This is a genomic window from Cupriavidus sp. C1SS-2L, assembly GCF_057073735.1.
In genome coordinates this window covers 107,707-134,073 of sequence record NZ_CP172710.1, presented here as the reverse complement: position 1 = coordinate 134,073, position 26,367 = coordinate 107,707, and the positions used below count along the sequence as shown (strand labels likewise).

The 26,367-nt window shown below is 62.0% G+C and carries 21 protein-coding genes; 5 read left to right on the top strand and 16 right to left on the bottom strand.

The window, feature by feature from the left end; all coding sequences use genetic code 11:
* Positions 1-50 precede the first annotated feature (50 nt).
* The 7 genes from ACIGJG_RS31295 to ACIGJG_RS31265 all read right to left on the bottom strand — a co-directional run bounded on the left by ACIGJG_RS31295 (position 51) and on the right by ACIGJG_RS31265 (position 8,329).
* Positions 51-1,007, bottom strand: a complete 957-nt coding sequence (locus ACIGJG_RS31295) for a VOC family protein (protein WP_220632059.1) — start codon at positions 1,005-1,007, stop codon at positions 51-53.
* A gap of 61 nt (positions 1,008-1,068) precedes the next feature.
* Positions 1,069-1,914 (bottom strand): fumarylacetoacetate hydrolase family protein, encoded by an 846-nt coding sequence (locus tag ACIGJG_RS31290; RefSeq protein WP_483674261.1) that lies wholly within the window; start codon positions 1,912-1,914, stop codon positions 1,069-1,071.
* 39 nt (positions 1,915-1,953) lie between these two features.
* Positions 1,954-2,943 (bottom strand): alpha/beta hydrolase, encoded by a 990-nt coding sequence (locus ACIGJG_RS31285; protein WP_483674260.1) that lies wholly within the window; start codon positions 2,941-2,943, stop codon positions 1,954-1,956.
* The gene (locus tag ACIGJG_RS31280) at positions 2,940-4,277 is read right to left on the bottom strand and encodes an amidohydrolase family protein (RefSeq protein WP_483674259.1); all 1,338 of its coding nucleotides are present in this window, start codon (positions 4,275-4,277) and stop codon (positions 2,940-2,942) included. The genes ACIGJG_RS31285 and ACIGJG_RS31280 overlap by 4 nt, the downstream gene beginning before the upstream one ends.
* 4 nt (positions 4,278-4,281) lie before the next feature.
* On the bottom strand, positions 4,282-5,781 hold the full coding sequence (locus ACIGJG_RS31275; protein WP_483674258.1) for an FAD-dependent monooxygenase: 1,500 nt from the start codon (positions 5,779-5,781) through the stop codon (positions 4,282-4,284).
* A 57-nt stretch (positions 5,782-5,838) separates the two neighbouring features.
* The gene (locus tag ACIGJG_RS31270) at positions 5,839-6,909 is read right to left on the bottom strand and encodes a porin (protein WP_011295980.1); all 1,071 of its coding nucleotides are present in this window, start codon (positions 6,907-6,909) and stop codon (positions 5,839-5,841) included.
* A 103-nt stretch (positions 6,910-7,012) separates the two neighbouring features.
* Complete coding sequence (locus ACIGJG_RS31265; protein ID WP_483674256.1) at positions 7,013-8,329, bottom strand: MFS transporter; 1,317 nt, start codon at positions 8,327-8,329, stop codon at positions 7,013-7,015.
* 169 nt (positions 8,330-8,498) lie between these two features.
* Here ACIGJG_RS31265 and ACIGJG_RS31260 point away from each other — a divergent pair, with 169 nt between their 5' ends.
* Entirely contained in the window at positions 8,499-9,503 is a 1,005-nt protein-coding gene (locus ACIGJG_RS31260; protein WP_011295978.1) for a LysR family transcriptional regulator, read from the top strand.
* Positions 9,504-9,799: 296 nt separating this feature from the next.
* Here ACIGJG_RS31260 and ACIGJG_RS31255 read toward each other — a convergent pair whose 3' ends face one another.
* Genes ACIGJG_RS31255 through ACIGJG_RS31245 form a run of 3 tightly spaced genes read right to left on the bottom strand, consistent with a single transcriptional unit; the run spans position 9,800 to position 12,351 of the window.
* Complete coding sequence (locus ACIGJG_RS31255) at positions 9,800-10,693, bottom strand: beta-keto acid cleavage family enzyme (RefSeq protein WP_483674255.1); 894 nt, start codon at positions 10,691-10,693, stop codon at positions 9,800-9,802.
* 2 nt (positions 10,694-10,695) lie between these two features.
* Complete coding sequence (locus ACIGJG_RS31250) at positions 10,696-11,457, bottom strand: SDR family oxidoreductase (protein WP_011295976.1); 762 nt, start codon at positions 11,455-11,457, stop codon at positions 10,696-10,698.
* A gap of 42 nt (positions 11,458-11,499) precedes the next feature.
* Positions 11,500-12,351 (bottom strand): SDR family NAD(P)-dependent oxidoreductase, encoded by an 852-nt coding sequence (locus ACIGJG_RS31245; protein ID WP_245002009.1) that lies wholly within the window; start codon positions 12,349-12,351, stop codon positions 11,500-11,502.
* Positions 12,352-12,541: 190 nt separating this feature from the next.
* Between ACIGJG_RS31245 and ACIGJG_RS31240 the strand changes: the two genes are divergently transcribed.
* The 3 genes from ACIGJG_RS31240 to ACIGJG_RS31230 are packed head-to-tail and all read left to right on the top strand — an operon-like array spanning position 12,542 to position 16,945.
* The gene (locus ACIGJG_RS31240) at positions 12,542-14,614 is read left to right on the top strand and encodes a hydantoinase/oxoprolinase family protein (RefSeq protein WP_483674253.1); all 2,073 of its coding nucleotides are present in this window, start codon (positions 12,542-12,544) and stop codon (positions 14,612-14,614) included.
* A 13-nt stretch (positions 14,615-14,627) separates the two neighbouring features.
* Positions 14,628-16,424 carry a hydantoinase B/oxoprolinase family protein gene (locus ACIGJG_RS31235; protein ID WP_011295973.1) on the top strand — a complete coding sequence of 599 codons (1,797 nt, stop codon included), beginning with the start codon at positions 14,628-14,630 and terminating at the stop codon, positions 16,422-16,424.
* Positions 16,424-16,945 carry a gamma carbonic anhydrase family protein gene (locus ACIGJG_RS31230; protein ID WP_483674360.1) on the top strand — a complete coding sequence of 174 codons (522 nt, stop codon included), beginning with the start codon at positions 16,424-16,426 and terminating at the stop codon, positions 16,943-16,945. Before ACIGJG_RS31235 ends, ACIGJG_RS31230 begins: the two co-directional genes overlap by 1 nt.
* Before the next feature lie 244 nt (positions 16,946-17,189).
* Here the strand turns inward: ACIGJG_RS31230 and ACIGJG_RS31225 are convergent, their stop codons facing one another.
* From ACIGJG_RS31225 to ACIGJG_RS31215, 3 genes are all read right to left on the bottom strand, one after another.
* Positions 17,190-17,990 carry a GntR family transcriptional regulator gene (locus ACIGJG_RS31225; RefSeq protein WP_483674252.1) on the bottom strand — a complete coding sequence of 267 codons (801 nt, stop codon included), beginning with the start codon at positions 17,988-17,990 and terminating at the stop codon, positions 17,190-17,192.
* A gap of 140 nt (positions 17,991-18,130) precedes the next feature.
* Complete coding sequence (locus tag ACIGJG_RS31220) at positions 18,131-19,210, bottom strand: Leu/Phe/Val dehydrogenase (protein ID WP_011295970.1); 1,080 nt, start codon at positions 19,208-19,210, stop codon at positions 18,131-18,133.
* 60 nt (positions 19,211-19,270) lie between these two features.
* A complete protein-coding gene (locus ACIGJG_RS31215; RefSeq protein WP_483674251.1) occupies positions 19,271-22,801 on the bottom strand; it encodes an indolepyruvate ferredoxin oxidoreductase family protein in 3,531 nt (1,176 codons plus the stop codon).
* Positions 22,802-22,946: 145 nt separating this feature from the next.
* Between ACIGJG_RS31215 and ACIGJG_RS31210 the strand changes: the two genes are divergently transcribed.
* Positions 22,947-23,423 carry an Lrp/AsnC family transcriptional regulator gene (locus ACIGJG_RS31210; RefSeq protein WP_011295968.1) on the top strand — a complete coding sequence of 159 codons (477 nt, stop codon included), beginning with the start codon at positions 22,947-22,949 and terminating at the stop codon, positions 23,421-23,423.
* 89 nt (positions 23,424-23,512) lie between these two features.
* On the opposite strand, the gene ACIGJG_RS31205 is transcribed toward ACIGJG_RS31210, so the two are convergent.
* The 3 genes from ACIGJG_RS31205 to ACIGJG_RS31195 form a co-directional block, all read right to left on the bottom strand.
* Positions 23,513-24,736: a porin gene (locus ACIGJG_RS31205; RefSeq protein WP_011295967.1), complete on the bottom strand. Its 1,224-nt coding sequence runs from the start codon at positions 24,734-24,736 to the stop codon at positions 23,513-23,515.
* 87 nt (positions 24,737-24,823) lie between these two features.
* A complete protein-coding gene (locus ACIGJG_RS31200; protein ID WP_011295966.1) occupies positions 24,824-25,576 on the bottom strand; it encodes an ABC transporter ATP-binding protein in 753 nt (250 codons plus the stop codon).
* Positions 25,566-26,321: an ABC transporter ATP-binding protein gene (locus ACIGJG_RS31195; RefSeq protein ID WP_483674250.1), complete on the bottom strand. Its 756-nt coding sequence runs from the start codon at positions 26,319-26,321 to the stop codon at positions 25,566-25,568. The genes ACIGJG_RS31200 and ACIGJG_RS31195 overlap by 11 nt, the downstream gene beginning before the upstream one ends.
* Positions 26,322-26,367: the final 46 nt, after the last annotated feature.

The window sequence follows — 26,367 nt, the reverse complement described above, 5'->3', positions numbered from 1 at the left end:
CGTCACACAAATTGCGGAAGACCCGCTTTTATTACACTTCACGGCTGTCGCTAGCGTGCGGAAGCGCCCGGCGCTTCCGTATTGCGGATGAAGTCGGAGGGCACGTCAGGACCCCACTGGTACAGCGAGTCCTCGGGCGCGAAGTCGCCGGCGAGCCACGGCTGGCCGGGGGCGACGAAGTCGATGTCGGCCGAATACTCGTTGAACGAGCCCCACGGGTCTTGCACGTAGTGGAAGTAGTTCGAGCCAAGTACGTGGCGTCCCGTGCCCCAGCCGTGCGTATAGCCTGCCGCGGCCATCTGGGCAGCGCCCTGGCCGACCATGTCGACGTCGCGCACATCCCAAGCGGCGTGGTGCCAGCCGCGTGCGCTGCTCTTGGCGAAGGCCACCAGGTGGTGGTCGCTGCCGTGCGGCGCGTGGGTAAAGGCGATGATGTCGAGTGACTTGTCGGACAGGCACAGGCCAATGGCGCGCCGGTAGAAGTCAATCGCGCGCAGCACGTCCGGCGTGAACAGCAGCACGTGCGACAGGCGGTCCGGATGCACGGTCGCTACCTGCGAGCGCGTCACCGCGCCGCGTGCGTCGGCGCCGGCACCCACCGTCACGTGCGGCGCCTTCGCGCTGGGGCTGGTCTTAGGCCCGACCTTCACCTGCAACAGGTTTCCGTCGAGGTCGTGAAACCAGATGCCACTGTCGACCGCGCCTTCCGGTGCGTGGGCAGGGGCGGCGCCGGCTGCCTCGATTTGCCGCGCCAGCGTCTCGAAGTCGCGCTCGTAGCCATTGAAACTGAGGTAGGCAAGCGACTTGGCCGCCGCAGGCAGGATGCGCGCCCAGCGATGCCCGTCAGCGGCGCGCAACTCCAGTTCGTCGTCGTTGCGGACCTCGCGCACGTCGAGGCCGAACGCACGATAGAAACGGGCGGCATCGGCAAGCGACGGGACGTTGAGTGCGAAGTGGTCGATGGAATGTACGGCCGCGTTCGGGCCTGCCAACTTGGCATCGGGCATGGCTGTCTCCGGGTTGCCGCCGGTTGGGGAGTTTGCCCCGCCGGCGGTCAATTCTTGAGGGTTACATTGCTTCGTCGACGATGGGATTCGACAGCGTGCCGATCTTCTCGACGATCACTTCGCACACGTCGCCCTGCTTCATCAGCAGCTTCGGCTCGCGCGCCCAGCCGATGCCGGCCGGCGTGCCCGACACGATCACGTCGCCTGCTTCGAGCGTGATGGCTTGCGAGATGATCGCGATCAGGGTTTCGACGTCGAAGATCATGTCGTCGGTGCTGGCCGACTGCACCACCTGGCCATTCAACTTGGTCTGCAGCAGCAGGCCGCGCGCGCCGGGCGGCAGTTCGTCCGCGGTGACCAGGTCGGGGCCGAACGCGCCGGAGCCGTCAAAGTTCTTGCCGACCGTCCACTGCGGTGCCTTGAACTGGTACTCGCGCACGGAGCCATCGTTGAACAGCGAGTAGCCCGCCACGTGCGACAGCGCGTCTTCCTTGCGGATATGACGGCCACCCTTGCCGAGCACCACTGCCACTTCGCCTTCGAAATCGAGCCCCGCGCAGTCGTCCACGGCCGGGCGCACCAGCGGCTGGCCGTGCGCGACCAGGCTGGTGTGCACGCGGAAGAACAGTGTCGGATAGTCGGGCTGATCGTACGGGCTTTCCTTGGTGTGGTCGGCGTAGTTCAGGCCCACGCAGATGATCTTCGGCGGACGTGACAATGGCGGCAGGTATGTGATACCTGCGGCGCTGACCGTTTCCCCGCTAGCCTCGTCGCGGCCGTATGCGTCCAAATTGATGCCGCGCGACAGCAGGTCTTCCAGCGTGGTCTGCCCGAGGACACGAATGACTTCGCCCTCGCGAATGCCGAGGTACTTCTTGCCATCTTTGAAAAACGAAACATAACGCACTGCGATCTCCCGATTGATACTGGGGTATTGCCTGCACCGTCAGGTTGACGTGGGGCTGGCATGTTGATGGAGCCACGACTTGAAGGTGTGGCAGATGGCGTTGTTGGCGCGGCGCGCCGACGCGGAGGCCTCAAAGAAGCCGAAAAACGGATGGAACATGTCATCGAAGCGAAGTAGGCAGACAGGTACGCCCGCCGCTTCAAGTCGGGCCGCATAGCGCGTGCCTTCCTCGCATAGGGGATCATGACCGGCGACCGCCACCACCGCCGGCGGCAGGCGGTGAACATTGACGGCATGCATCGGCGACGGCGGGAACCTTCCGGCCAGTGCGGCGCGTTCACCCATGTACAGCCGCGAGATGTCGCGCAGGTCAGTGGGAGACAACATGGGGAATTCGCCGCGCGCGGCTTCGAGCTTCTGCGTGTCGCGGGCCAGGTCGACCCCCGGCACGATCAGCAGCTGCGCCGCCAGGGTTTCGCCTTGGTCGCGCAGCAGCAGCGCAGTCGATGCGGCTAGGTTGGCCCCCGCGCTCTCGCCGGCCACGGCGATCCGTGCGGGATTTCCGCCAAGCGCGGAAACGTTGCGGATGGCCCATGAGGTGGCGGCCAGCGCATCGTCGTGCGCAGCGGGAAAGGGATGCTCGGGTGCCAGCCGGTAGTCGACCGAAACGACGACGGCATCGAGATCGCGACACAGCTTGCGCGCAATATCGTCCATCAGTTCGACGCTGCCCAGCACAAAGCCCCCGCCGTGGAAGAAGACCACGGTTGCTAACATGGCGGACGCTGTGCGGGGACGGTAGACCCGGACCGGGACGCGCTGGCCGTCATGGACGGCGATGCCATCCTCGATGGCCCCCACCTCCGGCAGCGGCGTGCGCGCGCGCGCCGCGAGGACGGCCGAACGCATGCGCTCCCTGGCGTGTTCCGGAGACCCGGAGAACGGAGCGGGAGCACGGGCCTCGCGCATTGCCGCGACGATGGCCGCCAGTTCCGGATCGAGCGGGACGGACATGGTGCGCGTCTTCATCGCAGACCGAGCACGTAGTGTTGAGATGCTGCTGCGCGGTGGCGCAGCATGTCCACGTCGACACCGGTCATGCGTCCATGGCGCTTGACCGTGCGGCCCGCTACGAACACCGTATCCACATTTCCCGGATGCGCCGCCAGCACCACCGCGCCGACGGCATCCGACACCGGCGCGAGGTTCAGGTCATCGCCGCGGATCATGACGATGTCGGCCTGCTTGCCTGGCGTCAGCGAGCCGACTTTGTGGTCCAGGCCGTTGGCCCTGGCTCCCGCCACGGTCGCGAACTCCAGCACATCGCGCATCGACAGCGTCGCCGGTGCATTGGCCACACGCGAATGGTTGCCGCCCATCCAGGAACGGTAGTAGGCAAAGGCATGGCGCATCTGCGTGAACATGTCACCCGAGCATTTGGTCTCGGTGTCGCCGCTCAGGCTGGGCCGGATACCAACCGCAAGCATCCGATCCAGCGGGAGGTCGCCAATGCCCTGCGCATTCAGCTCGCAATGTACGCCAAGCGACGCGCTTACGCCCGCGTCAGCCATCATGGCGATCTCATCTTCGCCAGAGCAGCAGCAATGCACGAAGGTTAGGTCATCGCCCAGCACGCCCGCTTCATGCATCTGCGCAATGCCCCTTGCGGTCCCGTTGCGCGCATAGGCGCCCATATGGATGGATGAGCGGATGCCCAGCTCGCGCGCCAGGCGCAGATCGCAAAGCCAGACCTCGCGGCACGCCATTTCCGGGCCACGTGCCGCCATCGCGAGCGTCAGCAGTTGGTCGTCGGACGAGAAGTAGCGTTCCCGCAAGCGGCGAATATCCTCGGGGTGGCCGCGCTGGCTGTCGAACATCCATGAGGCGCCTTCGACCAACGGCCAGCCGTGCGCGAATATGCCGCGGATGCCGGCATCGCGAAGGCCAAGGACCGCGGCATCCGCGTGCTCGGGAGAGTTCTGCACGTGCGACCAGTCGAGCATCGTGGTGATGCCACTGTCCAGTGCGGACACCGCGCCCAGCATGGTGCCGATATAGACATCATCCGGCCGGAATGCCGCGCCGGTGGCCCCCAGCATCTCGGCGAAGTAGATCTGCGGATCGATGTCGGCATAGCGGTGCCTGACGCAGCTCTGCCAGGTATGGCGATGCGTGTCGACAAAGCCGGGCAGCACGATCATCCCGGCCGCGTCGATGCGCTGGGCCTCGGGGGCCTCGATGCGCGGGGCCACGGCGGCAATCCGGTCGCCTTCGATCAGGATATCACCCTGGCGTAGATCTCCGACCGCCGGATCCATGCTGAGAATCCAGCCGCCGGTAAGTAGCAGTCGTCGTTCGTTCATCGCTTCACCGTTTCAGCCATTTCGCCAGTTGCGCTTCCGCCTCGGCAGCCTGCGCGACGTCCGTTGCCGCCCAGGCCACGTAGCCGTCCGGGCGCAGCAACAGTGCCTTCACGCCTTCCATCGACGCGGGAATCCTTGCCGCGCGCGCGGCAAGCACGGTGACCGGCCATCCGGACAGGTTCAGCGCCGCGAACTGCCGGCTGAAACCCTCCAGGTCGAGCAGTACGAAGCGGCGTTCCCTAAGCGTCTGCGTCACCGCCACGGCGCTGCCGTCCGGCAGGAGCAGGTCGAGGTCCGGGCACCGCTGCCCCGTCAGCGAATGACTGCTGGGCGCGCGCGGATAGGGCGCCTCCAGGCCGCTCAGCTCCAGGACCAGCTTGCGCTGGACATCGGGCAGCGGAATGATGTGTTCCTGCATGCGGCGCTTTAGCGCCACCGCGTCCGGCTCGAAGTTGAACTGAAGCGCGCACTGCGCCTTGACGCTCTCGAGCAGGGCGTGCATGACCGGCAGCCGCTCCGCGTCATAGGTATCAAGCGTGGACGGATCCGCCACGCCGTTGATGACGTTGGCCAGCTTCCAGCCCAGGTTGAAGGCGTCCTGCAGGCAGAAGTTCATGCCTACGCCGCTGGCCGGGTAATGGATGCGTGCCGATTCCCCAACCAAGAAGACGCGCCCCTTGCGCAGGCTGGACACCATGCGCATCTGGTCGTCGAAGCGGGATGCCCAGCGGAAGGCGCGAATGCCGTAGTCGGTGCCGTGCACATCGCGGATGCATTGCAGCGCTTCTTCCAGCGTGACTGGCTCGTCCTTCGGCGCGTGGCGCCGGTCGCGGTGGACGATATTGAAGCGGGTGACCCCGTCGCCGAACACGTAGCCGCGCACCCAGCCCATCTCGTTGTCGACGTTGACGCGGCCGCCGGGCCAGGGGGCATGCAGCTCCGCATCGATGACAATGCCGCGGAAGGTGCCGGAGTGCCCCTCGAACGGCAGGCCGAGCCGGTTGCGCACGACGCTGCGCCCGCCATCGGCGCCGACCGCATAGCGGGCATGCAACGTGGCGACGGTGCCCGCCACATCCAAGACATCGATCTCGACTGCGTCGTCTGACTGACGGACGTCGAGGACTTCCATGCCTGTCCGAATCTCCGCCCCGCATTCCGCGGCCCAGGCCCCGAGGATTTCCTCGGTGTGGTTCTGGGGCAGTCCCAGCGTGAAGCCGAAGCGTGATTCCAGATACTTCCAGTTGATCGGATGGAAGCCCGCCCAGATATGCGAGGGCCGGAACGGATAGTTCGAGATCGCGCGCGTCTTCTCGATAAACCGATGCGCGATGCCGCGCGCATCCAACAACTCCAGGACGCGGGGCATGATGGTGCCGGCGCGTGACTGGACACCATCGGTGCGGCGCTCCAGCACAAGCGTCGTGACACCAGACCCGGCCAGCTCCGCCGCCATGGTCAGGCCGGAAGGCCCGCCGCCCACTACGATCACATCCCACTGCATTGCATTTTCTCCTTCAACGGCATTGGCCGAAACCTAGGCGAAGCCCAGTGATTCCACTCAGAACAGATGGGTCATGCCAGCTTCCAGCACCATCTGGCGGGAAGACGTGGCAGGCGGCTGGTTGCGCATCACCGCAAGTTGGCCGGAGCCGGCAACCTGGAGCACACCAAGCACATAGACGCTGGTACGCTTGGACAGGGCGTAGTCGAGATGCGCGTGAAACTGGTTCCACTTGTACGGATCGAGGGTGGTGTAGGAATAGCCGCCGCCAACGCGCAGTTGTGCGGTGACGTACTTGAACGCGCCCACATCGATCGACTGAGCGGTCTCCCTAACGCCCGCGGCTTCAAGGCGCGTATAGCTGTAGTTGCCCATTACGCGCCAGCCGTGGTCGACATAGGCAATGCCAGCGCTAGCCGTGTTCTGGTTCTGCAGAATCGCGGCGGTGGGATTGCTGCTGAAATCGATCCCATACAGTCGCGTGATGCCCAGCTTCTGGCCCGGTGCGTAGGGCACGCCGTTGACCGACTCCCAGACCACAGCACCCTGTATCGGGCCGCTGGAGTAGCTGACCTCGGCGCCGACAGCGCGCCCGGTATTGGTTGCAGAGCTGGCGTTCCCAAACGCGTACATGGCGCCGAACTGCAGTCCGCCGAACAGCGGTGACTTGTACTTGACGGTGCTGTTAAGCGCGTTGCCCACGGTCCGGTCCAAGTTGCCGGGGTGCGTGGCCAGCAGCGACGTATAGCGCTCCGAGGTGAAGGGGACCAGGTCGGCCAGGAGGTCATAGGTGGAACCCAGCGTGATGGTCCCCAGGGCGTTGGAGCTCACTCCGACATAGCTCTCGAACGGCGTGGAGTTACCGGTATCCAGGAACACATACTTGCTGATCCGGAAGATCGCGGCCATGTCGCTGTCAATGGCTTCCTTACCGGACATGGCGATAAAGGGCACGGCATGGGTACCGCTGAGCTGGAACTGTCCGCCCCCGCCGGGGCCGGCATTGGTGGTGTAGGACACGCCGGTCCCTAGCAGGCCCGACAACGTGACCGACGATTGGGCCCTTGCGGGCAGGGGGCCGGCCGCCAACATGGTGGCGCTGACCAGCGACAAAGCTGCCTTCCTCATTCCTGAGTCTCCGAGTCTTCTTTATCGATATTTCCGGGCGCACGCCGCCCTGCGCGGCCGTCGGTTGACAGCCGGCTTCTTCAATCCGTCTATGGGATGGGTACTAGCGGGAGGGGATTTGCGCAGGGGTGGCAGACAGCCCGCCTTCCGACTCGGCGTGCAGCAATGACCGGTACATCCAGCCTGAAGCCGCCACCGCCAGCACGCCGGCACAGGCAAACACCAGGGCCATGCCATGCGCCAGGGCATCCGAGCGGGCGTCGAATACATGCTTGCCCGCCAACGCGATCAGGGTGGGCGAGAGGCCCTGCCCGATCAGCCCATTGAGCACCAGCACGATCGCCATGACCAGCCCGACCGCGGTGGTAGGCACCGTCCTTGCCACGATGGTCGATGTGACGGCCATGAAGGTCCATGAGAACAGCACGACCATGGCGTCCAGCAGCCAGAAGGCACTCGGCGTGCCAGCCACGCAAAGCATGACCCCGAGGCAGGGCACGGCGATGCTCACGACCATGCCAACCAGCGCCACGCCGGACAGCCGATTGGCGCAAGCGCGCGCATCCATGGCCAGGCCCGCGAGCCACAGGCCGAGCGGCCCCATGGTGAGTAGCAAGCCGCCCTGGATCAGCCCGATCTCGCCCATGCCAAGCTGGAAGCGGCGAGCCACGATGGTCGGGATCCACGCACCCAGACCGTAGGTGATCATGGCATTGCAAACCGCAAAGGCCACCAGCGGCAAGAACAGGGACTTGTTGTCGGCGAGATGCCGGAGCGCGGCCCTGGTGCTCGGCTTGCCGCCATGGGCTTCGCTCAATGGACGGCCCGGATCGCGACACAGGAAGATCAGCAGGCCCACGGGAAGCCCGGCAATGCCGATCAGGAACAGCGTCATCTGCCAGGGCGGTACCGGCCCGATTAACGGAATGGTCCGGATGCCTGCCGATGCGATCCAGTGGAGCATGGGGCCGCCAAGCACAAGGGATAGACCGGTGCCCAGCATCAGGGCCATGGTGTACACGGACAGCGCTCGCGCGCGCCGCTGGTCGTCAACTCCGTCACGGATCAGCGAGTATGACGAGGGCGGAATCAGCGCCTCAGCACCGCCCACCACAATGCGCGCGACCACCAGCGTGATGAACGCGGCAGCCGCGGCATTGGCGGCCACTGCGATCGACCACACCAGCACACCCACCGCCACGATCACCCGGCGGTTGTGGCGATCGGCCAGCCAGCCCGCCGGAAGCCCCACCGCGATATTCGAGATGGCGAAGGCAGCGCCAATCAGGTAGCTGATCTGGAGATCGTTAACGCCGAACTCGCGCTGGATGGGGCCGACCATCAGCACAAGAATGTTCTTGTCGATCTGCGCCAGCATCGTCACCAGCGTCAGGGTGGCTACCAGTCCCCATTGGGACATCGCTCTGGCGGGCTCTCTAAGAGGCTCTCGAATCACTGTCTGTCTCCGTTTCTTTTTCGTTGGTCCCGGCCTGCGTCGCCGTGTGGGTCGGATTATTGGCCCGATGATGACATTTACAAAATTTATTGTTTAAATTCGGTACATCCATTCGGTAAATCAAAGATCGCCCATGCGCTTCAACAAACTGGACCTGAATCAGCTCGTGGTGCTCGACGCCTTGCTTTCGACGCGTAGCGTGGGCAAGGCCGCGGAGCGGCTGTTCCTGAGCCAGCCCGCCACCAGCTGCTCGCTCGCCAGGCTGCGCGAGTATTTCGAGGACGACCTGCTGGTGGCCGTCGGCAAGACTCAGGTGCTGACGCCATTGGCCCTGGGGCTCAGGAAGCCGGTGCGTGATGTACTGCTGCAGATCCAGACCATCACGCGGGCGCGGCCGTCCTTCGACCCGGCCACGTCGACGCGCCGCTTCATCATCGAGTCGTCCGACTACGTGATCAGCGTCTTTTTGTCACAGGTGATCCGGCGCGCGGCTGAAGCGGCCCCGCTAATGCAGTTCGACCTGCGCGCGATCAGCCCCCAGACGCCCGAGCATCTGGAGAGCGGCGAGGCCGAGCTGCTGATCGCGCCGGAGTTTGCCATGGTGCCGGGGCACCCGTCCGAGCCGCTGTTCGAGGACACGTTCTCTTGCCTCGTCAGCGCCGACAGCACCGTCGGACAGGATGGCCTGACGGTCGAGACCTACTTCGATGCGGCCCACATCGGCGTGGAATGGGGCGGCGGGCGGCGCGTGACCTTCGATTCACGGCTGATCGCCACGGGTAAGCGCACCCGGCGCCAAGACGTTATCGCACCTAGCTTCACACTTGTCCCAGCGCTTTTGTCCGGCACGGACCGCATTGCGACCCTGCCCACGCGGTTGGCCGAACAGATGGCCCAGCGATTTGGCCTGCGGCGCGTGACGTGCCCGATCGACCTGCCTGCATTCTCCGAGCACCTGCAATGGCAGAAGTACCAGGAGAGCGATCCGGCCATTGTCTGGCTGCGGGAATTGTTGCGCGAAACCGCTCGTGAAATGGTCGCTGCGGAATGGGAACCCCGTGCCCGGCTGCCAAGCGCGGGGCCGCGGGCGCCGGCTGCTAAGAAGCGAGCAAGGAAAGAAGGACCGACTACGACCTGAGCAAGCCGGGCGGTGGTCCGGGTAGGCAAATTGTTGCTACTAGCAAGGTCGTCTTCGGTGACTGCACAGTGGAGCGCCTCCGGATCAGCGTCGCGCGGTCGGTAGGTGTGAGGCCACGCAGGACAAGCACCGCATTGGCGGGAGCCAAAGTACCTAAGGGCCTGTTCACCTTCCCGGCCTTACGACAAGTCCGCCTCGGGCAAGGGAATCACAGATGGGCCCCTCGCCTGCTGGCCACATAGGTTGTAGATCTTGGTTCGGGGCAGGAGCATTGGTTGCCTCCCGCCCCTAGTCTTTTATGCAGGTCGAGACAAGCCCATGATGTCACGAGCTTCATCCGGCGTCGCGACCGACATGCCCAAGTGCTCGATCACCGTGCGCGCGCGCTCGACAAGCTGACCGTTGGTGGCAAAGACGCCACGGCTCAGGTACAGATTGTCTTCCAAGCCAACGCGCACGTTGCCGCCAAGCAAAGCTGCCTGCGCCATCATTGGCATTTGATCTCGTCCAATACCAAAGGCCGCCCATTGAGCATTGGCTGGAATGAGATTGCGCTGATAAATCATTGTCTCCGTGCTGGCGGGTGCACCCCACAGTACTCCCAGCACCATCTGGAAGAGCGGCACGCCGTCAATTAGACCCTCTTCAATCAGCTGCTTGCCGAACAAGATGTCGCCTGGACTAAACACCTCCAGCTCAGGCTTGATACCCAGTTCCTGGAAGCGCCGGGCCATCGCACGCAAGGTTCGGGTGGTATTCAGGTAGACAAACTCAAGCTTTCCTTCCACCTGGTTGCCGGTCGTAATATCGAGCGAGGCAATTTCCGGCAAGCAGTCTTCGAGATGCTTGACTCGCTCAGCGACCGGGACTACGTCACTTTCAGGTAGCGCCTTAGATTCGTCTTCGGGATCCGGTAGTAGGAACGCGCCCAGCCCACAGGTGAGATTCAGCACAATGTCGGTACCCGAAGAGCGTACTCGGTCAACCACCTCCTTGAACAGCACTGGATCACGACTGCCGCCCCCCGTCTTGGGGTCGCGCACGTGAATGTGCGCGACAGAAGCACCGGCCTTCGCCGCCTCCACGCAGGCATCGGCAATCTGCGTCGGTGTAATCGGCATCGATGGGTGCTTGGGATTAAACGGAGCGTTTCCTGTGACGGCACAGGTAAGAATAACTTTGCGTGACATTGTCAGATCTCCCATTCGACGTTTCCGCTGACGGCCAGTAGCTCGCCGGTAATCTTTGACGCGGCATCCGACGCGAGAAAGAGAACAGTCTGCGCGAGGTCTTCTGGCTGAACCTTGCTGCGCAACGATATGTACTTCAGATAGTCCGATTCCACCTCTTCCGCGGCACGCCCGGATTCCTGTGCAATGTTGGCGACGATTCGTTGCATCCTTTCGTTGTCGATCATGCCTGGCAGAATCGCGTTGCAACGAACATTGAACGGTCCAAGCTCGCGCGCCGCGTTCAATGTGAGCGATTCGACTGCGGCTTTAGACACGACATACGGCGTACGCATTGGCAGTCGGGTGCGGGTCGAGCCGGTCGAGAAATTGATGATTGCGCCATGTCGGCGCCGTTTCATGGCAGGAACGACACGCTTCATAAACTGGAACATCGCGCCAACATTGACGTCGAGTGTCTCGCGCCACGCCTCGTCGGAGATATCTTCGATTGCCGCCCTCGGCCCCGCGATGCCGACGTTGTTCACGAGGACTGAGATGTCGCCGAAATGGCGTTCGGCGTCCCGCACTACTTTCGCAACTTCATCGGGTCTGCCTACATTGGCGACCGTTCCAGTCATGCCGGGGTTAGCGCGCAGGGTCTCTGCAAGTGCGTCCTCGCGTACGTCACAAATATGCACAAGCGCGCCTCGAGCACGGAACAGCTCCGCGATAACGCGACCGACACTGTCGGCGCCGCCCGTCACCAGGACTCTTTCTTTCATTGAACAAGTACCTTTTTATCGTTGATTCAAAGAGCCAGCGTGTCACAGTCCTGCGGATATGCCTTCATCCATCAATATGCAACTGCCATGCATGGCGCGCGCGGCGTCGGACGCTAGGAAAGCGATGGCGCCTGCAATGTCCTCCGGCTCAGAGAAAGTTCGCGTACTCGGCGTACGCGCGGTCATGTAGTCGCGCAGGCCTTGCATGGCAGCATCATTGCGAATGTCTTCGTTGATGGCGGTGGCCGTGTTCCCTGGCGCCACGCAATTGACATTGATGTTTTCGCGGCCAAGTTCGCATGCCAACGCACGCGTCGCGAGGATGATGCCGGCCTTGGTCGCACAATAGATGGCGTAAGTGCCAAACCCAGTCACCCCTGCGACCGACGCCACATTGACGATTCGCCCGCCCCCGGCAGCCTTCAGCACTGGCACCACAGCATCAATGGTGTTCCATGTGCCCTTCAGATTCGTGTCGATCATCTGATTGACCTGCTGGGCGTCGGAACTGCCAGCCGGTGTCGGCTTGAAGATCCCCGCGGCATTCACCAGGACATCGATCCTCCCGAACATGTTTTGGACCTCAGCGATAAGCCTGCGGGCTGCTTGAGGGTCACGGACGTCGCATGTAAAGCCTGCAGCATCGCCACCGTTGCTGTTGATGGCCTCCGCGACGTTGCCAGCCTTCGCACGGTCCGAACTGGCGACCACGGCGATTCGAAAGCCATCTGCCGCGAGCCGCCTTGCGGCAGCCTCGCCAATACCTTGTGAGCCGCCAGTGACGATCGCGACTTTCGCTGTGTTGTGCATTTCCTGCTCCTCTGTTCTGAATTCGTCGGCCGCCTTTGCGACGGGATCGTTCTCCAGAACAAAAGGTAGCCGTTTCGTGATCACAAATCAAATGTATTTTTCGTATTGACTCAGTTATTCGCGATTTTTACCTTGTTTTGTAGGTGTTTACCCTTACTTTTGCGGTTTGCCGCCCATTGCTCTTGTGATCACAAACATCGATAAATATACTGAACTCGCTGGCGGCGTCACAGGGCCCCGACGCCGCGCCAGGTTGGCTTACAGGAGACGATTCATGCGTTTTGCAGTAGACACGGGCGGTACCTTCACCGACCTCATCGTTGAAGATGAAGTCGGGAATTTGCATATGTTTAAGTCTCCGACGACTCCGTCGGACCCCATCAGCGGAGTCCTGGATGCCCTGCAGGTTGCGGCCGATGGTCTCGGGCTTTCGCGCGATACCATGCTGGCGCGCGGCGAGATGTTCATCTACGGGACCACGCATGCGATCAACGCCATCATCACTGGCAATACCGCTCGTACCGCGCTGCTAGTGCCCTCTGGTCACCGCGATATCTTGACTTTGCGCGAGGGTGGTCGCCTGGAGCCGTTCAACTTCACGGTGGCGTATCCCGATCCGTTTGTGCCGAGGGCGCTTACTTGGGAGGTCCCCGGCCGCATCCTGGCTGACGGCACCGAGTTGGAGCCGCTGGACGAGGCCGCGCTCACCCGGTCCCTCGATGAAATGCGACATGCAGGCATCGAAGCCGTTGCGGTATGCCTGCTATGGTCGATCGTGAATCCTGCGCACGAGCTTCGTGTCGCCGAGCTTATCCAAGCCCACCTTCCCGGCGTGCCCTTCACGCTATCGCACCAACTCAACCCGATTCCCCGGGAATTCCGCCGCGCTTCGTCCAGCTGCATCGATGCGTCTCTCAAGCCGATGATGCGTGCCTATATGCATACGCTGGTGGACCGACTCAAATCAGCGGGCTTCCCGGGACGCGTCGTGGTGGTCACCTCACAAGGCGGAGTCATGGATGCGGACCACGTCGCGGACGCGCCAATCCACCTCATCAATTCCGGTCCTTCTATGGCCCCAATTTCCGGTCGCTATTTCGCGCAAACCGACGAGGACACGGGAACGGCAATCGTGGCCGACACTGGTGGCACGACCTACGATGTCAGCCTGGTGCGTCGGGGCAGAGTGCCATGGTCCCAGGAAACCTGGATCGGCGCCCCCTATCGCGGCGTCATGACGGGATTCCCCTCGGTGGACGTAAAGAGCGTGGGCGCAGGCGGTGGCTCCATCGCCTGGGTAGACGGTGGCGGCATGCTGCACGTCGGCCCCAGCAGTGCCGGCGCCGTGCCGGGGCCTGTTTGCTATGGCCGAGGCGGCACGTTGCCGACTGTCACGGACGCCTCGCTCGCGTTGGGTTATATCGACCCCGACTTCTTCCTCGGCGGCACCATGAGACTGGACGCGGTTGCTGCACGTGAGGCAATCCAGACCCATATCGCTACGCCCCTGGGCATGTCAGTGGAAGCTGCTGCAGCCTCCATCATCAGCATTGCCACCGAGAACATGGTGCAGGCCATCTGCGACATCACCATCAACCAGGGTATCGACCCAAGCGAGGCCGTCCTCATCGGCGGCGGTGGTGCAGCTGGACTGAATTCCGTACTGATTGCGCGGCGCCTGAGCTCACCGCGCCTGGTCATTCCGCAAGTCGGTGCCACCATGAGCGCTGCCGGCGCCATGATGTCCGACCTGACCTCTCATTACCACGCCACCTTCTTCACGCGAAGCGACGCCTTTGACTTCGCTGGCGTGCGGGAAGTGCTGAACGACCTCACCAGTCGTTGTCAGGAGTTTATCGATGGCCCGGGCAAGGGCTCTCTCGCTCAGACCGTAACACTCTGGGCAGAGGCTCGCTATCCGGAGCAGGTATGGGAGCTTGAGGTTCAGTTGCCTCCGCATGGCATACATACGGAGACGGGCATTGCCGCGCTGGTCGAAGGCTTTCACCGGGCCCACGAGGAAGTCTTTGCTATCCGCGACGCGGGTTCGCCCATTGAGATCGTGGGCTGGCGAGCGACGGTTGCCTGTCGCATCCGCGCGCAGGAGGGCGGCACGCTTGCCAACTCGATCGCACGCCCGATCGCAAACCCCGTTCGCAAAGCCTATTTCGAAGGCTCAGGCTATGTTGACACCGCGGTGGTCCGCTTCGAAGCACTCGATTCCTCGGAAACCGTCCGCGGCCCGGCAATCATCGAGTCGTCATTTACCACTGTCGTGTTGAACCCCGGGGCGAGCGCCACGCGTCGGGCCAGCGGCAGTCTTTCTATTCTTCCCGGCCGCGATTAATCAGGAGCTACTCATGCAACGAGACACGATCGAACGTCCCGCCACGGATGGCGTCCAGCTCGCATTAATTACTAACCGGCTTGAGGGCGTCGCCCGCAAGATGGCCAATACACTGCTTCGCAGTGGTCGGTCAGGCGTGCTCAATATCGCGCGGGACTTCTCCTGCTGCATCGTCACTGCGGACTGCCAACTACTGGCGGCAGCCGAAAGTCTGCCCATTCATGTGCTAAGTGGTCCAGACATGATGAGCGCGACGATGAAGCAGTTCCACCCGGTGCTGCGCCGTGGCGACGCCTTCCTCCACAATTCGCCCTATCACGGCTGCTCTCACCCGGCCGACCACACCATCCTGGTGCCGGTGATTGACGACCAGGGCATTCACCGCTTTACGGTGGTGGCCAAGGCGCACCAGGCCGACTGCGGCAACTCGGAGCCCACCACTTATATGGGCGGCGCCCGCGACATTTACCATGAAGGAGCCCTGATCTTCCCTGCGGTCAAGGTGCAGCAGGACTACAACAGTATCGAAGATATTGTGCGTATGTGCAAAATGCGCATCCGCGTGCCTGAACAATGGTGGGGCGACTACCTGGCAATGGTCGGTGCTGCCCGCATTGGTGAACGGGAACTGCTAGCCCTGGGTGAAGAACTCGGCTGGGACCGACTGGAGCGTTATGCAGTCGACTACCTGGATTACTCCGAGCAACGCATGATCAGCGCCATTCAATCGCTGACTGCTGGACGCGGGACGGGCACCAGCACCCATGACGCGCTATTCCCCGGCATGCCGGAGGAAGGCGTAACGATCCGTGCCCAGATCGACGTGGATCCCGCCAATGGCAAGGTGACAGTGGATCTGCGTGATAATCCGGATTGCCTTCCATGTGGTCTCAATCTCAGCGAAGCGTGCGCACGGACAGCAGCAATGGTCGGCGTCTTCAACAGTATCGAGCACACGGTGCCCAAGAACTCCGGATCCTTCCGCCGCATCGATATTCGTTTGCGCGAGGGTTGCGTGGTTGGCATCCCCCTGCATCCCACCTCGTGCTCCGTCGCCACCACGAATATGGCCGATCGCGTCGCCAATGCCGTGCAGACCGCCGTCGCCGAAATGGCAGATGGCGCCGGACTGGCGGAATGCGGTGCCGTGATCCCCCCGGCAATCGGGGTGATTTCGGGCATCGACCCCAGCACGGGTCATCGCTTTATCAACCAGTTGTTCCTTGGCTTCACCGGCGGCGCCGCGGGGCCAACCGCCGATGCATGGCAGACAATCGGACACGTCGGTAACGCGGGGCTGTGCTTCCAGGACAGTGTGGAGCTCGATGAAATGCGCCACCCGCTATTTGTTCGCTCTCGCAGCTTTGTGCCTGACAGCGAAGGTGCCGGTCGCTACAACGGTGCGCGGAGCATGTTTGTTGAGTTCGGCCCGCGCGGCTGCGAGATGGACATCGGCTATGTCAGCGACGGCTCTGTCAACGGCCCGAAGGGCGTCCGTGGCGGTCTCGCCGGCGCTAACTCCGGCCAGCAGCGACGCCTGCAATCCGGCAGCCTCGAACCCCTGCCGGCCGGCGGCGTCGTCACGCTGCGCGACGGCGAGACTATTCTGTCGTTTTCCTGCGGCGGCGGCGGCTACGGCAGCCCGCATACCCGCGACCCTGAGCTGGTTCGCAAGGACGTGGCCGAGGGTTACTTGAGCATTGAGCGTGCTCGTGACGTCTACGCGGTTGTCGTCGACCAAGACGGTGCCCTGGATAGTGCAGCGACGGAGAAATTGCGTAACGACGTCTCGACGCGGAGGGCGGCGTGATGCTCGTGCGTTATGGCAAATCGATACCGTCCGTCGGCCAATCCTGCTTTCTTGCAGCCAATGCGACCGTGGTCGGCGCCGTGATACTGGGAGACAACAGTTCCGTATGGTTCTCGGCGGTACTGCGTGCGGACGTGGAGCCGATTACCATCGGGGCACGGACCAACCTGCAGGACGGCGTTGTTGTGCATGCCGATCCAGGGCATCCGGTCATTATCGGAGATGGTGTAAGCGTCGGACATCAGGCCAGCTTACATGGATGCAGCGTCGCGGATGGGGCCTTGATCGGCATCGGCGCCACGGTTCTGGACGGGGCGCAGATCGGTGAGCAGTCACTGATCGGTGCCGGTGCCCTGATTCCTCCCGGAAAAGTCATTCCGCCGAGAAGCCTGGTCCTGGGTACACCAGGCCGTGTCGTGCGTACATTGACCGATGAGGAAGTCAGGGAGCTGGCTTGGGCAGCGGATGAATATGTGAGGCTCGGCATGGCCTATTTGCAGGATGCAAAGCAGGTCTCATAGGACCCAAGCAAGGTATGGCGGGCCACGGAACCCGCCATACTGAGTACGTCATGCCAGCGCTTGACTCAATAACGCCGGGGCCCTGCCTCGGCGTTTGCGTTCTGCAGCAGGCTGCCATGATCGGCGCCTTATCCGCCAGAAAACTTCACATGAATTACTTGCAGGGGCGGAGAGCGGATCTCATAGAACCCAAGGCATGGCGGGCCACTGGAACCCACCATACCAAGTACGTCATGCCAGTGCTTTACTCAACCGGAGCCGGGGCCCTGCCACGCCGTTTGCGTTCTGGAGCAGGCACCAGGATAGGTGTCCCATCCGCAGAGAAAATCTGCGTCTTGTACCACTTGGCCGCATCGATGATATCGGACTGGACAGCGTCGCTAGATGCTTGTGGATCGCGCTTGGCCAGTGCGGCCAGAATATTGAAGTGGTGCATGATGCCCCGGTCATGCAAGATCTCGCGGGTCGATTGCATCTGCTTCATGACAGCCGCAAGGTATGGCCCGCTCTGAAGCCAGAGCATTTCAATCAGTGAAACCAGCAACTCCGAATGGGAGGCTCGGTAAATCGTAAAGTGCAGTTGCTCGTTTGCCTCAACCGCAGCCGGCACGTCGCCAGCATCCACCGCGTGACTGTAGTCTTCCGCCGCAGCCTTGATTTTGGAGAAGTCCGCCTGCGTCATGCGCTCGGCGGCTAGCCAAGCAGCGCGCCCTTCGAGCGTAGCACGCGTGTCAATGAGATCGTCCAGGCGTTCTATCGACACTTCCGGGACACGCAGTGTCCGATTCTGCTGTAGTTCCAGGGCGCCCTCGGTCACCAAGCGGCTTACGGCTTCGCGGACCGGCATGGTGCTGGTCCCGAGCAGGACGGCAAGACCGCGAATGGTCACCGAACTCCCCGGCGAAAAACGCCCTGCCCGCAACGCGTTAGCCAGTTCGGCATAAGCGCGTTCGCGAAGTGCAACATTGGTCAGGCGGGAAACCGCCGGACTGTCGTCGTCGAACTCGTCCTTGTCCTGGCGCCCCTGTTCGCCCAGCCCGCCCATGAGATGCTCCTGTGATCTCTGATAGTGGAAGCGCCCTAAAAACGGCCGTCGAGGGTCTCGATGCGCTTTTAGGGCCTATTTGTGATCACAATTATAGGCGATGCGACATAAAAATGTCGAATCGACACGGGCCAATCATTTCAGGATGCCAGCTTCTCCAGCGCCCATCGGTCAGCCGCACGTGACAAGGGCTCACCAGCACTGCTGGCGCGTACGAACAGCGAATCCACTCGGTTGGCGATGCGTAGTACCTCCGCGTCCACATCCGCTTCAGCAAAGCCTCCCTGGTATTCACGGACGCAGCTGATAATGCCGCCCGCGTTCACGAGATAGTCGGGCAGATACGCGATGCCACGCTCATGCAATGCGTCGCCATCGCCGTTCGTGGCCAACTGGTTGTTAGCCGCCCCTGCTACCAAGCGCGCACGTAGGGCAGGAATGCTCTGCCGATGCAGCGTCGCCCCTAATGCGCACGGGGCCAGGATGTCGACGTCCTGCGTGGCGATGTCATCCACCGCAACAACGACGGCATTGAATGCCCTACGTGCGGCAGCAGTGCGGGAGTCGTCAATATCTGCAACCACCAGCTTGCAGCCAGCTCGGTGAAGGCGCTCGGCCAGCGCCCAACCTACAGCGCCAAGACCCTGCACCGCGACGCGGAGACCACTCAACTCGCGGGCGCCAAACACGTGCGACGCGCCACGCTCTATGGCGGCAAATACGCCGAGAGCCGTCTTTGGAGAAGGATTGCCACCGAACCCATCTGGACGCGGAATACCCGCCGCATAAGGCGTGACTTCGCGAACCGCAAGCATGTCGGCCACCGAGGTGCCGACATCCTCTCCCGTGATATAGGTGCCGGCAAGGACTTGCACCGCCCGACCAAAGGCCTGGTACATGGCATTACGCTCATGCTGCCCATCACCGCGCAGGATGACCGCCTTCCCACCTCCGAACGGCAGATCGGCCATCGCGTTCTTCAAGCTCATTCCCCGCGACAGGCGCAAAGCGTCTTCCATGGCTGCAAGGTCCGACCCATAGCTCCAGTAGCGGCATCCCCCGAAAGCCGGACCGCGCGCCGTACTATGGATGGCAATGATTGCCCGTAGTCCGGTCTTCTCCTCCGTGACCAGCATGACGCGCTCATGAGGCGTGGCGTCGCCCAGACCAAAAAGGCTTACGGAATGATCATCCGCGCGTGAAACTTCATTTGCGTTCATTGGGAAAGGTAGTAAGTGGTATAGAAAGAGTGCCGACCGAAGCCGACACGCATCGTCGCGTCATCCCTCACTGCGTCCGAGCTTCTCACGAAGGCGTTCGAACTCCGACCTCGCATCGTCGAAATGACGCATCTTGATGTGCCCGAATCCCCGGACCTTCTCGTACAAGCGAACCAACGCGACAGCGTCATCCAGAGTCTTCGGCGACAGTCGCTCGAGGACCGCATCGACATCCCGCTCGAATTCAGTAATCAGCCTGCGCTCCAGCTGACGGTCGGCCTGCAGGCCGAAAGGATCGAGCACCGTTCCACGCAGTACCTTGCCGTGCCGCAGCACATGCATCAGCGGCACGATGAACCAGCCCTTCAAAGCGATCTTGCGACGCATTCCACCGGGACCACCGGATCGCGCCAGTATCGGGGGCGCCATATGGAAGACTCGCTTCGCTCCGGGTGCAAAGCCCTGCATCATGGCTCGCGACGCCACAGGATCGGTGTGAAGGCGCGCCACTTCGTACTCATCCTTGTAAGCCAAGACCTTGAAATAGTTGCGTGCAACGGCTTCGGTCAACACACCCGGCGCATCAGAGATTTGACCTTCCGCACGGGCGACACGGTCCACGAGGACAGCGTACCGCCGTCCATATGCGGCATTCTGGTAGGCAGCGAGTTCTTGCGCGCGAGCACCGACGAATCCTCCGATGGTGAATGGCTCACTTGCCGCAATGTCAGCTTGTCCCGCCTTCTGCAACGCCGTCGGGTCATGGGCCAGAATCCGCCCCCACAGGAATGCCCGCCGGTTTGCCTCGACGGATGCGCCGTTGAGTTCGATGGCACGCTGGATAGCGATCTCCGAAACCGGCAGCCAACCACGCTGGAAGGCATGGCCCACCAACATCAGATTGGCCGCGAAGGTGTCGCCGAAAATCGTTTGCGCAGCGGCGCTCCAGTCATGGAATTCGGCCCTGCCCTCGCCAATCGCCCGTTCAATTGCATGCCGATGCGCTGGCAGTGAAAGCTGCATATCCCCATCGCCAACAAAATCCGCCGTCGGTGTCATTGCGGTTTCCACCACAGCATGCGCCGAGCCTGGACGAAGCCTTGCCAGCACGTCTGGCGAGGCCGCAACCACAGCATCGCAGCCGAGCAACAGGTTGGCGCTCTTCGGCTCGATGCGTGCCGTGGCAATGTGGGCGGGCGACTCGGCCAGCTGAATGTGGCTGACCACAGCCCCATTCTTCTGGGCCAAGCCCGTGAAATCGAGCGTCGATGCACCACGACCTTCCAAATGCGCCGCCATAGCGAGAATCGCGCCGACGGTGACAATGCCCGTTCCTCCAATCCCCGCCACAAGCACGCCGCAGTGCTGCAGCAACTCGGGCGACGTTGAGGCCGGCGGCGGCAACACGAGCCCCCACTCGGCTTCCAGTCGCCGCAGCGTGCCGGACTGAACGGAGCTTGCCCGCTCCCCTTCGATGGTGACAAAGCTCGGACAGTAGCCTTGGACGCAAGTCATGTCCTTGTTGCACGCCGACTGGTTGACGATGCGCTTGCGGCCAAGCTCTGTCTCCAGCGGTTCAACGGCAATACAACCGGAACGCGCCGAGCAGTCTCCACACCCCTCGCACACGGCAGGATGAATAGCGATGTGCCGTTTGGGTGTTGCCAGCGACCCGCGCTTGCGTCGGCGTCGCTTCTCGGCAGCACAGGTCTGGTCATAGATGATCGCTGATACACCAGGATACTCACGCAGACGCCTCTGAACGGTGTCGAGTTCGCTACGGTTCACCACTGCCACATTGGCCGGCATCTCGCTGATGGTCCGATATCGCGCAGGCTCCTCCGAGACCACCACGATCTCTTTCACCCCTTCGGCCACGAGCTGAGCCGCGATCTTCGGCACTGTCAGGCCCCCTTCGGCCGGCTGCCCGCCGGTCATCGCGACCGCATCATTGAAGAGGATCTTGTAAGTCACGGCAGTCCCAGCCGCCACAGCCTGCCGAATAGCAAGGCTGCCCGAATGCTGGTAAGTCCCATCACCCAGGTTAGCGAACAGATGCGGCATCTTGGAAAAGGTCGACAGGCCGACCCATTGCACACCCTCGCCGCCCATCTGACAGAAGGTAGCGGTGCGGTCACGCTGCCCCAGCGCCATGATGTGGCATCCGATGCCGGCCGCGGCATATGAACCGTCTGGCAGACGCGTGGAGTTGTTATGCGGGCAGCCAGAACAGAAGAATGGTTTGCGCGACAGAACCTGCTCTGCAGGGTGGATTGGAATCATCCGTGAACTGCCGCCCGCGTCAGCACCTGAACGTTGCGTCCCTCGCGCCTCTGTAGCAACAATGCCCTGCGCGCCGAAGAACCGGCGCAGTACGCCAGCTACCTGCTCAGGAGAAAACTCCATCGTTGCAGGCAACCATTTTTCACCGTCAGGCCCATGTTTGCCATATACCGCGGGACGGTCTTGCGCCGCGTGGTTGTACAGCAACGTCTGGATCTGCTGCTCGACCATGCTGCGCTTTTCTTCCACCACGATGAGCGCCTGCATGCCCGCGCAAAAGCACTCCACCCCTTTCCCTTCAAGCGGCCAGGACATGCCAACCTTATAGATGCCGATACCGAGGAACTCCAGCGCGGCCGTATCAAGATCAAGGCGTCGCAGCGCTGCCATCACATCGAGATGAGCCTTGCCCACGGTAATGATCCCGACCTTGGCAATGGCCGGCCGTATCACAGTGCGATCAATCGGATTGGCGCGCGCAAAGGCAAGTGCGGCCGGCAGCCGTTCCTCAATCAAGCGGCGCTCCAGCTCGGCGCGCTCCGCCGGCCACCGTATAGCCGTATCGAGGCCGAAACCTCGCTCGGGTATTTCGATATCGGTGGGAATACCAAAACCATGGCCCAGGCCTGAGCCGGGCAGCGTCATCGACCTGCCACTCTCCACCGTCTCGGTAATTGCCTTGAACGCAACCCACAATCCGGAAAAGCGTGAGAGCGCGTAGCCGAACAGGCCGAACTCAATATACTCCTCCACAGACGACGGAAAGAGGATAGGCATCATCGCCCCCTCGAACACATGGTCCGTCTGGTGCGGGAACATCGAAGACTGCGCCGCGTGGTCATCGCCTGCAATCGCAAGCACGCCACCGTGGCGCGACGTGCCTAGGATATTGGCATTGCGGAATACGTCGCCGGTGCGATCTACCCCAGGCCCCTTGCCATACCACATCGAGAATACGCCTTCGACCCGCTTCCCCGGAAAGGCGTCAATCTGCTGTGCCCCCCACAGCATCGTAGCCCCAAGGTCTTCATTCAGCCCAGGCTCGAAGCGAATATCATGCTCAGCGAGCATTTTTCGCTGTCGCCACAACTCTTGATCCAGACCGCCAAGCGGAGACCCACGATAGCCAGAAACCAGACCACCGGTGTGCAATCCGGCGACGCGGTCGGCACGAGCCTGTTCCAACAGAATGCGCACCAGCGCCTGTGTACCCGTGAGAAATACCCGCCCGGAAGCGCGCAGATAGCGATCCTCCAGTCGGTAGTTTTCATCGGTAAGAAAATGGTTATCGTTTGCGCGCTGGTTCATGCTTTTGCCCTCCGTGCATCTCAATGCTTGTGCTGAAGATTCTAGGTTTCCATCAACTTCGATTTGTGCCAAACTGCTTCAAAGAAATGCCGCTAATTAGCACGTTTCATTGAAATTTCTCTCGCAAAACCTTCAGGTGTGCCAAATGCGTTTTGACCGTACCGATGTGCGTATACTTGCCGAACTTCAGCGTGATGCGCGGGTGCGGGCGAATGAACTGGCGGAGCGCGTTGGCCTCTCGCCGTCCCCGTTCTATCGACGTATCCGGCTGCTTGAGGAAGAAGGGGTGATCGACGGCTATGTCACGCTGCTGAATCAGGAAAAATCGGGTTTTCCAGTCAGCGCCTACGTACAAGTGGCAATCGAAAAGAAGACAGAAGAGCGGCTGGCGCGCTTCGAGGCGGCTATTGCGAAACTCGATGAGGTGATGGAGTGCTACTTGATGACCGGCAGCTTCGACTACATGCTCCGCGTCGTTTCTGCCGATATTGCGGGTATCGAGCGGTTCGTCATGACACAACTGACGACCATTGATGGTGTCAGTGACATCAGTACCTCGCTGGCGCTGCGGCGGGTGGTGTACAAGACAGCGCTACCCGTCCGCGAGCGCAGCACATCCTAATGAATCGCGCCGGCAGTGAATCCTCCGGCGCACTCTAAAAGAGATCAGCTAGCCAAACCATGGTCGGCTGACCTGAGTCCCTGCGTCAACTAGAACAGCGTACGGATACCAGCGCCAACCGCCAGTTGATTGTGGCCGATAGTCGCGGGGCTGGCGAGGATGCTCGTGTTGCTTCCCGCACCCAACATGCCCTTGGGCTTGTTATTTGAGTACGCGACATCGACATACAAGGTGGTGCGCTTCGAGAACGAATAGCCCGCCCCGATCTTGTAGAGGTCCGCACCAGCTTCACTGACTTGCTTATCCTGAAGATGCAGCCAGTCAGCGGTCAGACGCCACGCAGGCGTGGCTTGATAGGCTGCTCCTACGTAATAGTAGTTCTGGTCAGCCCCGGTCGTCGGGTTCTTGAACTTGGCAAAATTCACACCCGTCTTAAGTGTTCCCCAGGTATAGGTAACCCCGATGGTGTAGGCGCGTAGCCAGGGATTGCTAGTCTGCCCAGTGGGGTCCTTGCCATCGAAATATCCCGACGCGAGGCCCAGCTTCCCGTCCGTCCAGTTTAGGTTTGCTGTGAATGTAGACTTGTTCGAGAAACTACCTGGGGTGCCACCGAGACCATAGGTAACGCCACCGCTAAACCCATAGAATTGGTCCGGCAGCATGTACTTGATCGACTTGTTAACCCACGTGTACATCAGGCCGCCGTTGACAGCGCTGTTAGTGCCTGAGGCAATGCCGGGAAATCCTTCACCCGGTTTGAAGTTTGATGAGTTCTGGAAGGTTGCGTTAGCAAGCGAGCCGAAGTTCATGTAGCCCGTGGCATCGCCGGCCGAGATACCGTCGAAGAATGACGACCAGTTGCGCCCCAGGCGCACGGTCCCCCAAGGCGCAACGACACCGATCGTCGCTCCACGGTCGAACAGCGATCCCGTATCCTGAGGAAAAGGAACAGATGCGTTGGCCACGCCAGTATCCGCCGCAAAGCCACTCTCAAGCTTGAACGCGACCTTGTACCCTTCACCGATATCCTCTTCGCCGATGAGACCCCAGCGGCTGGTCAACTCATTCCCGGAGGCTAGCGCCAGTGCGCCAGCCGCTCGCCCGGTAGACGGATCCACGCCTGCAACTGACCGATAGTTCAACCCGACGTCTAGCACCCCATATAGGTTAAGGCCTGCCCAGGCGGCCCCGCCCATACCCATGCCGATGGCAGCCAGTGCAATTCCTATGGGTCTGACCCCCAGCCTGCGCGGCGGTTGATAGCCCCCTCCTCGCACTGACTGCACGCCCCCCACTTCCTGATTCCACTTCATTTGTCTCCTCCAAGAAAGCACTTCAATCCGATACCGGGCTGCTGCCCTTGCCAGCCTCGGGAAAGTGTCGTAGTGATGAACAGTTCCTCAGGCCAGCGTGGGCACCTCACCTGGCACCACGCCCAGGAAGCGCTCCATCAGTTCGGGTCGACTTTGCAGTTCTGCTGCACGGTCCTTGTATGCGACGCGACCGCTGACAAGTACCGCCGCATCGTCAGCGACCGACAGCGCAATCCTGCTGTTCTGCTCGACGAGCAGGATTGACAGGCCGGCATCCCGCAATCGGCCAACTATCGCCGCGACTTCATCAATCATTTGAGGGGAAAGCCCCTCCGTAGGCTCATCCATCAGCAGCACGCGCGGACGGCTCATCAGCGCGCGACCGATAGCAAGCATCTGCTGTTCGCCGCCAGAGAGCGTTCCAGCGCGCTGATGGAATCGTTCCCCGAGTCGCGGAAACATCTCCACAACCTGAGCGACAGTCCATGCCGGGCCCGCATCGGATGCGTCGGCCTGCCTGGCGACGGTCAGGTTCTCGCGCACGGATAAGAGCGAGAAAAGGCGACGCCCTTGCGGTACCAGTGCCACACCGCGTCGAACAATGCTGTCAACCGGTAGCCTGGCGATGTCTTCGCCGAACAATTGAATGGCACCGCGATACGCTGGCACCATGCCCATGATCGTGTGGATGCAGGTAGTCTTGCCCGCCCCGTTTCGGCCAAGCAGCGCGAGCACGGTACTGGGTCGGACGGTCAGCGAGACGTCCTGCAGGATTTCACTGCGGTCATAGCCGGATGTGACGCCGGACAGCGCAAGTGCGGGAAGGGAATTAGTGGGCAAGGTAGATCTCCTGCGTGCGAGGGTCAGCTAGCACCGAGCGCTTGTCTCCGTCGACAACAACGCGGCCGCTCTGCAACACCGTGATTGACTCCGCAAAGGCGAGCGCCACATCCATGTCATGCTCGACCATCACGATGGTCAGGTCCCTCGGCAAGTTCGCCAACAGTTCGGCAACCCCAACCCGCTCCGCTCCCGACAGTCCCGCCAGCGGCTCGTCCAGTAGCAGGATGCTCGGCTGCTGCGCGAGCGACATCGCGATTTCCAGCCGCCGCAACTCTCCGTACGAACAGGCGTGCACAGGCGTATCGGCGCGGACGTCGAGGGCCACACGAGCTAGCACGGCGCGGGCTTCAGCCTCGAGCGCCGAGCCGCCGAATCGCCTCCATGGACTCAAGGTGGCTGCCGAACCCGCGGTCGGTGCCCCCGTCAACGACATCAGCACGTTATGCAACAGCGTCTTGTCGCGGAACGGCGTGAGTATTTGATAGGTCCGCCCTACGCCCATGCGAGCACGGGCGTACGTTGGCTTTGCTGTGACATCCTCCCCAAACAGCGAGATACTCCCGCGGGTCGCACACAGGTCGCCCGCGACAAGATTAAGCAACGTTGTCTTTCCAGCGCCATTAGGACCTAGCAGTAGCCTGCGCTCTCCCCGCTGTATCGTGAGATTTACACCATCGACGACACGCAGCGCGCCGAATGAGATAGACAGATCAGCCAAACCGATTGCAATGGAGCTGCCCATTACACATAGCTCCGAAGGCGCAGCAGGCCTGTCCGCCAATACCACT